Origin of the sequence: Streptomyces sp. CA-249302 (assembly GCF_050936785.1) — a bacterium.
Taxonomy (GTDB): Bacteria; Actinomycetota; Actinomycetes; order Streptomycetales; family Streptomycetaceae; genus Streptomyces.
Map to the genome: position 1 here is coordinate 81,259 of NZ_JBNJMG010000002.1, position 13,490 is coordinate 94,748.

10 protein-coding genes are annotated in these 13,490 nt (G+C 69.6%); 8 read left to right on the forward strand and 2 right to left on the reverse strand.

Annotation, left to right across the window (positions count from 1 at the left end; genetic code table 11):
• Positions 1-101: 101 nt before the first annotated feature.
• Complete coding sequence (locus ACQEWB_RS50070; RefSeq protein ID WP_432844479.1) at positions 102-962, reverse strand: ABC transporter ATP-binding protein; 861 nt, start codon at positions 960-962, stop codon at positions 102-104.
• A gap of 344 nt (positions 963-1,306) precedes the next feature.
• Between ACQEWB_RS50070 and ACQEWB_RS50075 the strand changes: the two genes are divergently transcribed.
• Both ACQEWB_RS50075 and ACQEWB_RS50080 read left to right on the forward strand, forming a co-directional pair.
• Positions 1,307-3,016, forward strand: a complete 1,710-nt coding sequence (locus ACQEWB_RS50075) for a GMC family oxidoreductase (protein ID WP_432844480.1) — start codon at positions 1,307-1,309, stop codon at positions 3,014-3,016.
• A 154-nt stretch (positions 3,017-3,170) separates the two neighbouring features.
• Positions 3,171-3,842, forward strand: a complete 672-nt coding sequence (locus tag ACQEWB_RS50080) for an RraA family protein (protein ID WP_432844481.1) — start codon at positions 3,171-3,173, stop codon at positions 3,840-3,842.
• A 132-nt stretch (positions 3,843-3,974) separates the two neighbouring features.
• Here ACQEWB_RS50080 and ACQEWB_RS50085 read toward each other — a convergent pair whose 3' ends face one another.
• The gene (locus tag ACQEWB_RS50085; RefSeq protein WP_432844482.1) at positions 3,975-4,619 is read right to left on the reverse strand and encodes a TetR/AcrR family transcriptional regulator; all 645 of its coding nucleotides are present in this window, start codon (positions 4,617-4,619) and stop codon (positions 3,975-3,977) included.
• A gap of 132 nt (positions 4,620-4,751) precedes the next feature.
• On the opposite strand from ACQEWB_RS50085, the gene ACQEWB_RS50090 reads away from it, so the two are divergent.
• The 6 genes from ACQEWB_RS50090 (at position 4,752) to ACQEWB_RS50115 (ending at position 13,137) form a co-directional block, all read left to right on the forward strand.
• Positions 4,752-5,888, forward strand: a complete 1,137-nt coding sequence (locus ACQEWB_RS50090) for a VOC family protein (protein ID WP_432844483.1) — start codon at positions 4,752-4,754, stop codon at positions 5,886-5,888.
• Entirely contained in the window at positions 5,885-6,835 is a 951-nt protein-coding gene (locus tag ACQEWB_RS50095) for a fumarylacetoacetate hydrolase family protein (protein ID WP_432844484.1), read from the forward strand. The genes ACQEWB_RS50090 and ACQEWB_RS50095 overlap by 4 nt, the downstream gene beginning before the upstream one ends.
• Complete coding sequence (locus tag ACQEWB_RS50100) at positions 6,832-8,433, forward strand: bifunctional 3-(3-hydroxy-phenyl)propionate/3-hydroxycinnamic acid hydroxylase (protein ID WP_432844485.1); 1,602 nt, start codon at positions 6,832-6,834, stop codon at positions 8,431-8,433. The genes ACQEWB_RS50095 and ACQEWB_RS50100 overlap by 4 nt, the downstream gene beginning before the upstream one ends.
• Positions 8,430-10,445 carry an acetoacetate--CoA ligase gene (locus ACQEWB_RS50105; RefSeq protein WP_432844486.1) on the forward strand — a complete coding sequence of 672 codons (2,016 nt, stop codon included), beginning with the start codon at positions 8,430-8,432 and terminating at the stop codon, positions 10,443-10,445. The genes ACQEWB_RS50100 and ACQEWB_RS50105 overlap by 4 nt, the downstream gene beginning before the upstream one ends.
• On the forward strand, positions 10,442-11,443 hold the full coding sequence (locus ACQEWB_RS50110) for an amidohydrolase family protein (RefSeq protein WP_432844487.1): 1,002 nt from the start codon (positions 10,442-10,444) through the stop codon (positions 11,441-11,443). The genes ACQEWB_RS50105 and ACQEWB_RS50110 overlap by 4 nt, the downstream gene beginning before the upstream one ends.
• Before the next feature lie 323 nt (positions 11,444-11,766).
• Positions 11,767-13,137, forward strand: a complete 1,371-nt coding sequence (locus tag ACQEWB_RS50115; RefSeq protein ID WP_432844488.1) for a ferredoxin reductase family protein — start codon at positions 11,767-11,769, stop codon at positions 13,135-13,137.
• The last annotated feature ends 353 nt before the right edge of the window (positions 13,138-13,490 follow it).

Here is a 13,490-nt window from a genome sequence, read left to right on the forward strand (position 1 = left end):
GTCATTCTTCGGCACGTACTCCCACAGCGCCAGACCGACCACGACGATGACGGCTTGGATAACGGTGCGCTCAACCCGGGGCGGTAGCCGCCGCTTCGTTGTCATCGGGCCTCACCGCCCGCCGCGGCCTCCGCGCCCATGCCCTGCCACAGCCGGGCGTAGAGCGCGTGGAACTCGGGGTCGGAGCGCACTGCCCTGACGTCCCGGTCGGGGCCGAACGGTATGTCGAACTCGGCGGCCACGTGCGAGGGAGGCGGCGTCAGCATGACGACGCGGTCCGAGAGCGAGATCGCCTCGCCGAGGTCGTGGGTGACCAGGACGACGCTCGCGCCCGACGTCCGCACGAGGCGGTGCAGGTCACGGTGGACACCCACTCGGGTGGGTTCGTCGAGCGCGGAGAAGGGCTCGTCGAGCAGGAGGAGTTCCGGCTCCGCGGCCAGGGCGGTCAGGACCGCGACGCGACGCCGCATGCCTCCGGACAGGTGCGCCGGGTATGCGTCGGCCTTGGCATCCAGCCCCACCATCGCAAGCAATGAGGCAGCCAGGTCCTGGGCTTGCCTGGTGCGCCGCCTGCCCGTGAACCGCTGATGGAGCAGCACGTTGTCGCGCACACGCAGCCACGGCAGGAGCGTGTCCTCCTGGAAGACCATGCTGATGGCGTGCCGGTCGGGCCGACGGAAGTGCGTGGCGATGGAACCGTCATCCGGCTTGCTGAAGTCGGCGACGAGACGCAGCAGGCTGGACTTCCCGCAGCCGGAGGGGCCGACGATCGAGACGAACTCGCCCGGTGCGACGGTCAGGTTCAGCCCTTTGATCACGGTCGTGCCTGGCCTGTAGCCGAACGACACGTCGGCGAGGTCCAGCAAAGGGGCGTCACCCCTCTCACCCGGCTCCGGCACGACGAAGGGGCCGTCGGCGCCGTCACGCGCGGAGCGCGGGGGGCGGAACTTTTTTGCGAGCACGTCGAGTCTCCCTCTCGCCGGAGGGCCGGCGAAGGCCACTCCCACCGATGAGTAGTTACCAAGTCACTTGGTGACTTGGCGTGGAGTGTGGAGCCCGTCTCGATTGGGTGTCAATGGTTCGGTCGCATACAAAATCGGCGCACCCTCCCTTCCGGACCGGGCCCACAGCCAACTCATCAGCCTTGACTGCTCCTCACAGACACAGGAGCATGGGAAAAATTCACCAAGTCACTTGGTCAATGCGAGGGACGCATGCCCAGACCTGTTGGTCACCTGCCGTTCACACGACACACACGCACGATCGCCGGTCCGGCCCCCTGCGCGGCAGAAGGGCGGGCGAGGGGATGAACAGCCACATCGACATGATCGTCGTGGGCGCGGGAACGTCCGGCTGCATCATCGCCCGGCGCTACCTGGATGCCGGAGCACGCGTGCTGCTGATCGAGGCCGGACAGGACGTCGACCCGCAGCACGCGCCCGCGGACATGAGCGACATCTATCCACGCTCGTACTACAACCCCGCCTACGCCTGGCCCGGGCTCGTCGCCCACCAGCAGGTCGGCGCCGACGCCCCGTCGCCCTTCATCCAGGCACGGGTCCTCGGCGGCGGATCGTCCCTCATGGGCATGGTCGCGCTCAGGGGGTTGTCCGCCGACTACGACGAGTGGGCTCAGCGGCTGCCGGGGTGGTCCGCCGACCAGGTCAGACGTACGTTCACGCAGCTCGAGGACGATGACGCCCGCGACGAGAGGGGGCCACGCGGTCCCGTTTCGATCCGGCGCCTTGACCGGTCCGCATGGCCGCCCTTCATCGCTGCGGTCGGCGATGCTGCCGCACGGGCCGGATTCGCCCACATACCCGATCTCAACGCGGACGACACTGACGGCTTCGGGCCGCTGCCGCTGAGCCGGACGTCCACGCGGAGAGTCTCCTCGGCCACGGCGTTCCTGCCAGCCTCTGCGCGCGCCAACGACCGACTGCGCGTCGTGAGCGACACCGAGGTCAGACGTCTGCTCTTCTCCGGATCACGCTGCGTGGGCGTCGCGGCGGTGACCGCCGGCCGAGCGGTCGCCTACAGCGCCGACCACGTCGTGCTCTGCGCGGGCGCGGTCTTCACCCCGCTGCTGCTGCAGCGATCAGGCCTCGGGGATCCCGACCTGCTGCGCGGCCTGGGCATCGACGTCGTGGCCCCCTTGCGCGCGGTGGGCGAGAATCTGCAGAACCATCCGGTCGCCGGCGTCGCCGCGCACCTGCCGCGCTCATCGCGCCAACCCGCCTCGGTCCGGCAGGGGTTCATCGCCGCGCTGCGTGCCAGCTCGGGAATCGATGCCGGCGTCGGCGACCTTCTGGTGATTCCCCTGAACAAGTCGTCGTGGCACGGACTCGGTGTCGCCACGGCCGGCATGGGTGTGACCCTAATGAAGCCCAGGTCGCGCGGGTCGGTCCGTCTTGTGGCCGACGGAGGCGGCTACCGGCCGTCCATCTCCTTCAATTTCCTGTCCGACCCGGTGGACCGCCGGCGGATGCAGCACGGATTCGATCTCGCCATCGATCTCCTTCGTGATCCAGAAGTGCGCAAGAACCGGCACGAGGTGTTCCCGGCCGGCTACACCAAGACCGTCCGCGCGCTGAACGCGCCGGGACTGCGCAATGCCGTGCTGACCAACGCGATCGCAACGCTCCTCAGCGGCCCCGGCATCGGCCGACGCGCCATGCTGCGCATCGGGATGTCGACCGGCTCGCTCTCGGAGCAGCGCCTCACACAGCAGGAGTGGCGGCGAGAGACACTGCTCGGTGGAACATTCGGCACCTATCACGTCGCAGGCACCTGCGCCATGGGCCCGCCCGACGACGACACATCGGTGGTCGACCACCGCGGTGACGTGATCGGAATCAAAGGACTCACCGTCGCCGACGCCTCGATCATGCCGACCATCCCCCGCGCCAACACCAACCTCCCCGTCCAGATGGTCGCCATGCGTATCGCCGACCTCCAGCTCCACGACGGCCGGCGCTTCCCAGAGCAACCGGGCGCGGTCCCCGATCCGCGATGAACCCCGGCCAGAGGACCGCCTGGCGCTGCCGTGCACCGCCGCCCGCCTCTTTGACGGCAACCCTTGCGCCTCCAGCCCCATCACCCCCTTGCGCAAGCCGACTACTTCCTCAGCCTCCCCCCGGCACCCATCCAGCAGGAGATGAACAACACCCATGACCGTTGAATCCAGTGCCACGAAGTCATGGCCGCTTGTAGGAACCGCATCCGTCGCAGATGTGCTCGAGAAGCACAGCATCGACGGAGTCATGCTCGCCGGAGCGGCCGGCTTCGGCTCCTTTGTCGGGCCTGCCGTGACCGTCGGCATCACCGTCGCCGAGCACGACCAGGACGACCAGGGCGAGCCGGCGGATCCGACGAAGTTGTGGCGCATGCTGGACGCGACCCCGTCCGGCAGTGTGCTCGTGATCGGCACCTACGCTCAGCCACTCACCGTGATCGGAGGAGTCACCGCCGCCACGGCCATCGGACGCGGTCTGTCGGGCATCGTGACCGACGGCGGTATCCGTGACACCGACGAGATCCGCGACTACGGCCTGCCCGTCCGGCACATGTTCAGCGACCCACGCCCCCTGCGCAACCGCGACCGGCTACGCATCGAAGAGGGGCCGGTGCGCTTCGGCGACGTGGAGGTCGCCCCCGGAGACATCGTCGTCGGTGACGGAGACGGTGTCGTCTGCGTGCCCCGGCATCTCGCCGACCAGGTCTTCGAGGACGCCGTCACCATCGAGGGGCAGGAACGCCTGTGGGCCACGACGAGCCGTGTACTCGGATCTATCGCGAAGGGCTACGAGATCGTCTCCAAGGTCCACGGCGCGCCGCACTGACATCGAAGGGCGATCGGCCCGCCCGTAGATGACCACCCTCGGCTGTCGCAGCACACCGGCTCCGGATGTCCGACGCGGCGGCCCTGTGCCCTGAGGCCGCCGAGGGGCGCCGCACCACGATCTTCGGCGCCTTCAGTCACCGCCGCCGGGCAAGGGGCGCCGGGCGATTTCGCGGGCCTCGCCTTGTGGTAGGCCCAGCATGCGCAGGGCCATCTCAGCCAGGCTTGCAGCGGCCTCTTCGCCATCGAGATCGGGGCGGGCAATCCTCAGCTCGACCAGCGACAGCAGCGTGCCGCCCAGGGCGGACAGCGCGATGATCGGATCGATAGAGGTGAAGCGGCCGATAGCGATGCCCCGTTCCACGTCGCGTCGAGCGCGCGGAGCAGCGCCCTTGTCGGAGTGGATGTGCACGAGGCCCCGATGGCGCAGGATCTGCATCAATTCTGGGTGCGAATCGGCCATCCGGGCGGTGAGACGGAAGCCGGCCGCGACGAGTTCGGCCGGGTCGTCGGTTCCTCGCAGCTGCTCGTCGATTACCTGTCCGAATTCTTCCAGGGCATCCGAGACCGCGGCGTCGAACAACTCCGTCTTCGACTCGAAGTGGTTGTAGAACGAGCCAAATCCCACATCTGCCCGGTCGGCGATGGCCTGGATGCTGACACCGGTGTCACCGGTCTCCGCGAGGATCTGCCGGGCTGCACGGACGAGAGCCTTACGGGTCGCCGCCCGCCGTCGCTCGAAGCGGTTGCCGACCGTCGCTGATGTGGACGTGGACATGGAGCGGAGTCTATCAACCTGAGTGACCAAGTCGGCACTCCTGAGTTTCCATCAACTATCAGAAGGTTAACTATTGACGACGGGATTCACAGAGTTGATGCTTTCATCATTAAGCTGCTGCTTGGAGGGCCCATGTTCCAGACCCAGGCCGACGTCATTACCGCCCACCAGGACCTGCACAGTGAGCACGGTGCCCTGCGCGGCGAGCACCCCGGGCGCGCTCGGAACCCGGTGATCAAGGTGGCTGACGTCGCCTGGCTCGAATTCGAGAAGCCCGATCTGGACCGCGCCGAGGTCTTCGCGCGTGACTTCGGGTTTTCCGTGGCCGCCCGGGGGCCTGACGCCCTCTGGCTGCGCGGCGTCTTTGCCGGCTCCCCCTGCGTGGTGAACCGCAGGGGGCGTACCTCCCGTTTCATCGGCCAGGCGTTCCGCGCGGCCGAGCGAGCGGATCTGGACCGGCTGGCCCGTGCGACGGGGACCGCGGTGCGGGAGGCGGACGTCCCTGGCGGCGGCAAGGTGGTCGACCTGCTCGATCCCTCCGGCTTCCCTGTGCGGGTGGTGCACTGTGCCGAGGAGCTGCCGGACCTACCCGGGCAACGGCCGCTTCTCCTCAACTTCGGCACGGATCACCGTCGTACGAACGCCGCCCAGCGCCCGCCGCGCGAGCCGTCGCGGATCCAGCGGCTGGGGCATCTGGTGCTGGAGACCAGGTCGTTCACCCGGAGCATGAACTGGTATCTCGACACGCTCGGGATGATCGTCAGCGACTTCCACTTCCTGGACAGGCAGCGCGAACGCGGCCCGGTCATGGCGTTCCTCCGCTGCGACCAGGGAAGCGTCGCCGTCGACCATCACACGCTGGCGATGCATCTGGGACCGGGGACGCATTACGTCCACTCCGCCTACCAGGTCACCGACCTCGACGCGATCGCCGCGGGCGGGGAGTATCTGGCCGAGCGCGGCTATCAGCGCGCCTGGGGTATCGGCCAGCACATCCAGGGCAGCCAGATCTTCGACTACTGGCGTGACCCGGACCGCTTCATGGTCGAGCACTTCGCGGACGGCGACCTGTTCTCCTGCGACGTGGAGCCTGGCTGGGCTCCCCTGTCGGCGAGCGGGCTGGCTCAGTGGGGCCCGCCCGTCACCCGCGACTTCCTCGGTACGAATCCGTCACCCGCCAAGATCCGCGAACTGCTGCGCGCCCTGCGCGACGACAGCGAACTCGACCCCGCCCGGCTGCTGGGGCTGCTGAAAGCGATGAACTCATGAGTATCAATGTCCTGCGTACCGCCGAGGGCTGGTGGGTGGTGCGCGACGAGCGTGCCGTCCGTATCGAGACCAAGGCCGTCACGACCGCCGAGCTCCTCGCCGACCGCGAAGCCGTGCGGGATGCCGACAGGGAGGCCTCCGTCTCCGGTGAGACGGGCACGCCGGTCGCGGATCTGGCCGCGCTGTCCCCGGTCACCACCCCGTGCCGGGTGGTGGCGCAGATGGTCAACTACCGCAGTCACGCCCGCGATTCGGGCTTCACCGGCGAGATCCCGCCCACCTTCTTCCGCAAGGCCTCCCGCTCCGTCAGCGGCCCGTACGACAGCGTCGTACGGCCCAAGCACGTGAAGTTCCTCGACTACGAGGTCGAGCTCGGCCTGGTCATGGGCGCGCCCCTGCCGGTCGGCACGGTGGTCGCCGAGCCCGACCTGCCCTCGTACGTCGCCGGGCTGGTCCTCAGCAACGACGTCAGCGCTCGCGACGTACAGCTGACCAAGGGCCAGTTCTACGAGAGCAAGTCCTACCCCACCTTCACCCCGACCGGGCCGTACCTGGCGCTGCTGGAGCCGGAGGACTTCCCCCACCTTCTCGACCTGCGACTGAGACTGTCGGTCAACGGTGCTCCGCGCCAGGACCGGACCCTGGCCGACATGATCGTGCGGCCGGCGCAGGCACTGACACTGCTGGCCCGCTTCCAGAACCTCGACCCGGGCGATCTGCTGCTCACTGGGACCCCGGGCGGCACGGCATTGAAGGCACCACCGAAACCGGTGGAGAAGATCGGCGCACTGCTGCCGCCGGCGCTGAAGTGGAAGGCGTTCTTCAAGAGCCAGGCCCGCAATCCGCACTATCTGCGCGAGGGTGACGTCGTCACTGCCACCATCGCCACCCAGGACGGGCGGATCGACCTCGGTGAACAGCGCACCCCCGTCACGGACGTACGGTGAGCGCGGTCTCGCGGGTCCCCGTGGTGATCGTCGGTGCGGGACCGGTGGGGGTGACGGCGGCCCTCCTGCTCGCCAGCCGCGGTGTGCGCAGTGTCGTCCTCGAGCGTCACGACGACGTCTACCCGCTGCCGCGCGCCGTCGCCATGGACGACGAGGTCCGGCGGATCCTGCAAGCCGCGGACGTCCACGAGGAGTTCGCCGCCCTCGCCCGCCCGGCTGAAGGTCTGCGGCTGCTCGACGCACGGCACCGGGTGATCGGCGAGTTCCGGCGCTCCGCGCACGGGCACCATGGCTTCCCGCAGACCAGCATGTTCGACCAGCCGGAGCTTGAGCGGGTGCTGCGTGAGGCCCTGGCCCGGCGGCCCGAGTGCGAACTGCGGGGCGGGGTGGAGGTCGTCGGCATCGACCAGCACGGCGACGGCCCCGTCCGGGTGACCTTCCGCCGTAACGGCGGGGAGTGCACCGGGTATCTGGAAGCGGAGGCCGTCCTCGGCTGTGACGGTGCCGGCAGTCTCACCCGCGAGGTCATCGGCGCCGTATGGGAGGACCTGCGTTTCGAGGAGCGCTGGACCGTCATCGACGTCCGTACCTGCCGCCCTGTCCGCTGTTGGGAGGGTGTCGACCAGGTCTGCGACCCCGCCCGGGCCGCGACGTTCATGCGCATCGGTGAGGACCGCTACCGCTGGGAGTTCCGCCTGCGGGACGGGGAAGAGCTCGATGCCCGAGGGGTACGGGAGCTCATCGCCCCGTGGGTGGAGGAGTCGTACGACGGTGAGGTGGAGGTGATCCGGCAGGCCCAGTACACCTTCCGGGCTCGTGTCGCCAACCGCTGGCGCCGAGGGCGCGTCTTCCTGCTCGGCGACGCCGCCCACCTCACCCCGCCCTTCATCGGCCAGGGGCTGTGCGCGGGAATGCGCGACGCGTACAACCTCGCGTGGAAACTCGGCGATGTCCTCCAACAGGACGCCTACGACAGCCTGTTGGACACCTACGAAGGGGAACGCAAGCCGCATGCCCGCCGCATGATCCGTCTCGCCGTCGCGATGGGCTGGGCCATGACCGGCGGCCAGGGCCGCGGGGCCGCGCTGCGCAGGAATCTCGTGAGCACGGCCTGCCGGATACCTGTCGTGCGGGAGGCGGCCGGCCACGACCTGAGTCCAGCCCTGACCGGGAGCGCCCTCGTACGGCGGCGCGGCCGCCTGGGCGGGCGGGGGCTCGCGGGCACTTCCTGTCCGCAGCCCTGGGTGGATGCCGACGCCGGGCGGGTCCGCCTCGACGACCTGCTCGGCGGCTCCTTCGCGGTCCTGAGTGCCGTTCCTGTTGCGCCCTGGCTGCGCGCCGTCGCCGAGGGGATCGGGGCGCAGGTCATCGGCGCCGACGACCTCGGGGACGGCGGTGCGCTCGCCGCCTGGCTGCGCGGCGGCCGGGCGGACGCCGTCCTGCTGCGCCCCGACCGCGTCGTCATGGACGTCGTCCCGGCAGGTGCCGGCGACTTCACGGACACCTCCTCCTGGGCCCCTCTGCTGTGCACCGCCCGGCTGTCCTCCGCCACCGAACCACTCGCCGTCACACCCCTGCTGAGGAGCCCATCGCGATGACCAGCACACCGCTCGCCCCGCCTGGTAAACCCTTCTGGAACTTCGACCCGGAGGCCACCGCCACCAGCCGCATCGCGGACTTCGGTCGTTGGGCCGCCCGGCACCGGGGCATCCAAGCCGCATACGACCACACCGACTACGCCGCCCTGCATCGCTGGTCCGTCACCGACCTCGAAGGGTTCTGGAGCGCGCTGTGGGAGTACTTCGACATCGATGCGGACACCCCCTATGAGCAGGTGCTGACCGAGGAGAGGATGCCGGGCGCCCGCTGGTTTCCCGCAGCCACCCTCAACTACACCCATCACGCCCTGCGCCACCTCAGCGAGGATCAGCCCGCGATCATCGCGCTGGACGAGACCGGCGCCGGCTACGAGGTGTCCGGGAAGCAACTCCGCGCCCAGGTCGCCTCCGTCGCCGCCACCCTGCGAGACCTGGGCGTCGGTCAGGGTGACCGGGTCGTCGGCTACCTCCCCAACACCCCGCACGCCATCGTCGCCTTCCTCGCCGCCGCCAGCCTCGGCGCGGTCTGGTCGGTGTGCGGCCAGGACTACGCTCCGCAGGCCGCCGCCGACCGCTTCGCCCAGCTGGAACCCACGGTCCTTGTCGCGGCCGACGGCTACCTCTTCAACGGCACCACCCACGACCGCCGCGACGCCACCCTCCAACTCGCCCAGGCCCTGCCGACGCTGAAAGCCACCCTGTTGCTGGACCATGCGGGCCTGCCGTGGCCTGCGCAGCCGTACCCCTCGCTGGTCGTCCCGTGGGAGGACGCTTCCACCCGCACCGAGCAACTCACCTGCACACCGGTGCCGTTCGACCACCCGCTGTGGGTCGTGTTCTCCTCGGGCACCACCGGCCTGCCCAAGGGCATCGTCCACGGCCACGGCGGGGTGCTGCTGGAGCATCTGAAGACCCTCGGCCTGCACTCCGACCTCGGTCCCGGCGACCGCCTGCTGTGGTACACCACCACTCACTGGATGATGTGGAACCTCGTCGCCTCCACGCTGCTGACCGGCGCCACGACGTGTACGTACGACGGCAGCCCGGCTCCCCTCGCCCAACCCGACACCCTGTGGGAGCTGGCGGCGCGCCACCGGGTGACCGTCTTCGGCACCAGCCCCCAGTACCTGCTGGGCATGGCCAAGTTCGGCATCGACCCGTCCGTGCACGACCTGTCGTCGATCCGCGTGGTCGGCTGCACCGGCTCCACCCTGCCGGCCTCCGCCTACCCCTGGGTCCGCGACCACGTGGGCGAGCGGGTGCTGCTGGCGTCGATCAGCGGAGGGACGGACGTGGTGTCCGGCTTCGCGGGCAGCGCACCCAACACCCCGGTCTGGGCGGGGGAGTTGTCCGCACCCCACCTCGGCGTGGCACTGGCCGCGTACGACGCCGGGGGCTTCCCGGTGGTGGATCAGGTCGGCGAGCTGGTCGTCACCCGACCCATGCCGTCGATGCCGCTGTACTTCTGGAACGACCCGGAAGGCACCCGCTACCGCGACGCCTACTTCTCCTCCTATCCCGGCGTGTGGCGGCACGGCGACTGGATCACCGTCACGGGCCACGGCTCGGTGATCGTCCACGGCCGCTCCGACAGCACGCTGAACCGCAACGGCGTCCGGCTGGGCAGCGCCGACATCCACAACGTCGTGGAACGCCTGCCCGAGATCACCGAGGCCCTGGTGATCGGCGCGGAGCAACCCGACGGCGGCTACTGGATGCCCCTGTTCGTCGTCCCTGCGGCCGGGGTGACTCTCGACGACGCCCTGCGCGCGAAAATCCGCGACGCCATCCGCACCGGCGCCTCACCCCGGCACGTCCCCGACGACATCCTCGAAGTACCGGGCATCCCCCACACCCGCACCGGCAAGAAGCTCGAAGTCCCCGTCAAACGCCTCCTCCAAGGCGCCCCCGCCGACCAGGTCGCCAGCCCCGCAGCCGTCGACAGCCCCGACCTCCTGGCGCATTTCGCCCGTCTGGGCGCCGACCGCCAGGAGGCGAGGAACAGCGCATGACACCACCGACCACCCCCGTGCCCTCACCCCCGCCACTGGCGGGAGCCATCGACGTTCATGCCCACTACATCACCCCACGGCTGCGGTCCGCGATGGAAGCTGCGGGCCACGCACAGCCCGACGGGATGCCCTCCATTCCCGACTGGAGCCCCGAAGCGGCGCTGGCCGCCATGGACCGCACGGGTATCGCAGCGGCACTCCTGTCGGTGTCCTCGCCAGGAGTTCACTACGGCGACGACGACGCTGCCCGGGATCTGGCCCGTGCCGTGAACGACGAGGGCGCCTCCCTCGTCCAGGCCCACCCCGCGCGTTTCGGACTGCTGGCCTCGCTGCCGCTGCCGGACCTCCCCGGTGCGCTCGCCGAGATGCGGCACGCACTGGACGACTTGGGGGCCGACGGCATCACCCTGCACACCTCCTACGCCGACCGGCATCTGGGCGACCCGTACTACGAGGCGCTCATGGCCGAACTCGACCGGCGCCGCGCGATCGTCCTGCTGCACCCGGCCTCGCCACCACGTTGGGAAGCGACCAGCATGCGCCACCCTCGCCCCATGCTGGAGTTCCCCTTCGAGACCACGCGCGCGGTGACCAACCTGATCCTGGGCGGGGTCCTCGACCGGTATCCCGCCATCCGTTTCATCGTCCCGCACGCGGGAGGCGCGCTGCCCGCCCTTGCCGACCGGGTCGCTGCCTTCGCCTGCGCGAGCGGCAGTCCGCCTGTCGATGTCTTCGGGGCCCTGCGCAGGCTGTACTACGACCTCGCAGGCTTCGCCCTGCCGCGACTGCTCCCTGCCTTGCTGACCTTGACCGACGCCGATCACCTCCTGTACGGCAGTGACTATCCGTACACCCCGGACTGGGCCGTCCACGCACTGGCCGAGGCCTTGGCCGACAGCGACTGCCTGGCCGGCAAGGGCCGGGACCTGCTGCGACACGGTGCCGCGTCGGCGCTCTTCCCCCGGCTGGCTGCGGCGACGAGCGCACCGGATTCATGACAGACCCGTCGTCCGCTCCATCACACCGGCGAGGGCCAGGCACTGCGCCGGCCTCGAACGGACGGGTCTCCTGGCGCGCCTGCCACCAGTGCGGATTGCCCGGCTGAGGAACGCCGAGCCACGGCTCTCAGCCCCGCCGGCCTCATGCGGACATTGATTGCATGTCCACCCCGATGTGGCTACACTGCGGCCGAAACACGAAAAGGCTACAATGTAGCCATTAATTGAACCTCCAGCCGCCGTCAGCGAGGCGGCGCACCTGGCGGCGAGGGTGTGAACCCAGTGCTACTTCGTCCGCACCACCAACGTCCGAGAGGCAGACGATGCCTGTTCTGATCGCGATAGCGATCTACATAATCCGGCTCGTGCGCGCCCCCATGGACGTGCGCCTGAAGAAGCGCCACGCCGGGCCGCTGGCGGTGACAGCCGCAGCCGTTGTCCTCTACCTTGCCTGGGACTGGCTCCGCCCGGACGGCATCAGCACCGTGTACTTCGTCGGCGAGTTCGCCGGCGTCGGCGCCGCGTACCTGATGACCTGCACCCTGGTGCTGGCCACCCGGCTGACGTGGCTGGAGCAGTGGTTCGGCGGGCTGGACCGCATGTACTTCTGGCACAAGCAGTACGCCATGTGGTCCATGCTCCTGCTCCTCCTCCCCCACCTCCTCCTCCATTTCTTCTCCGGCTTCGACGGCAGCGCGGAGCACTACGCCGGCACCCCTGAGGCCGGCCAACTCGTGGGGACGGGCCACCTTCTCGGCGCCGTCTCCGCGATCGGTCTGCTCGTGCTGGTCGTCATCTCACTCGGGCAGGTCGGCCGCATCCTGCGACTTCCGTACGAACGCTGGCTGTTCCTGCACCGCCTCACGGGCCTGCTGCTCCTGTCCGCCCTCGTGCACGGCTGGTTCCTCGACCTCGTCATCAACGGGTCCACGGTCCTCCTGACCGTCTACGTCGCCATGGGCACGGTCGGCATGACCGCCTACGCCTACGACGAACTGGTGCTGCGGCGCAGAGAGCCCCAGGCCGACTACAGCATCCGCCGGGTCTCGCGGCCCGCGCCCGACATCGTCGACCTCACCCTGACTCCCACCGGCTCAGACAGGCTGCCCCTGGCAGGTGGTCAGTTCGTCTACCTGCGCGTGGGCGGCCGACGCGCCTGGCGCGAACACCCTTTCAGCGTGGCCGGAGTCCAGCCCGACGGCTCGGTCCGCCTCACGATCCGCGCGCTCGGCCGCGGCACCCAAAAGCTCTACACAGACGTACGCGAAGGACTGCCCGCCACTCTCAACGGCCCGTACGGCATGTTCGACCATACCCTCGGTGGACCCCGCCAGATCTGGATCGCCGGCGGCATCGGCATCGCCCCGTTCCTCGGCTGGCTCACCCACCCGAGCGGCACACTCCCCCGCGCCGACCTCTTCTACTGCGCCCCGACCGCCGACACCGCACCGTTCCTCCCGGAACTCACCGCGGCCGCCGAACGCCTACCCGGCCTCCGGCTCCACCCGACGTTCAGCCGCAGCCAGGGCCACCTCACCGCCGACAGGATCCGGAGAACGGCCGGCCCGCTCACCGCGGACACCCACGTCTTCCTCTGCGGCCCCGCGTCCATGCTCGAAGACCTCAGCCGCGACCTCCACCGCCTGGGCATCCCCCGGGACCACGTCCACGCGGAGCACTTCGCCTTCCGCTGACGAGCGCCCGCCGAGACCCTGACACGCCGCTACCGTTGATCAGTTGCCGCCGTCAAAGCCGCGGCTGCCGGCGCCGATGACGACGTCCGCCTCGACAGACTGCGAGTCGATCACTCTGGCCGTGCTCGCCTGGCGGTTCGGGGCACACCTCGGCGATCCTCTCCGCCGCCCGCGCGTCGCGGGCGGCGGAGAGGATCGCCGAGGTTCCGCGGGCGTCCGGGACCTGACAGACCGTACGTACGGCTCGGGGCCTGCGCCGAGGGCGAGGGGTGCTCTGCTTCTGACGGACGAGGCGGCGACAGGCGCGGCCGGCGGTGCGGCCGAAGAGCGGCGGCATGTTCACAAGTAGACGT

Bases quoted from the DNA above. Each gene is read 5' to 3' on its own strand.
- ACQEWB_RS50090 (WP_432844483.1), top strand. From the start codon at position 4,752: ATGTTCCAGACCCAGGCCGACGTCATTACCGCCCACCAGGACCTGCAC.
- ACQEWB_RS50105 (WP_432844486.1), top strand. From the start codon at position 8,430: ATGACCAGCACACCGCTCGCCCCGCCTGGTAAACCCTTCTGGAACTTC.
- ACQEWB_RS50085 (WP_432844482.1), bottom strand. From the start codon at position 4,619: ATGTCCACGTCCACATCAGCGACGGTCGGCAACCGCTTCGAGCGACGG.
- ACQEWB_RS50110 (WP_432844487.1), top strand. From the start codon at position 10,442: ATGACACCACCGACCACCCCCGTGCCCTCACCCCCGCCACTGGCGGGA.
- ACQEWB_RS50080 (WP_432844481.1), top strand. From the start codon at position 3,171: ATGACCGTTGAATCCAGTGCCACGAAGTCATGGCCGCTTGTAGGAACC.
- ACQEWB_RS50095 (WP_432844484.1), top strand. From the start codon at position 5,885: ATGAGTATCAATGTCCTGCGTACCGCCGAGGGCTGGTGGGTGGTGCGC.
- ACQEWB_RS50075 (WP_432844480.1), top strand. From the start codon at position 1,307: ATGAACAGCCACATCGACATGATCGTCGTGGGCGCGGGAACGTCCGGC.
- ACQEWB_RS50115 (WP_432844488.1), top strand. From the start codon at position 11,767: ATGCCTGTTCTGATCGCGATAGCGATCTACATAATCCGGCTCGTGCGC.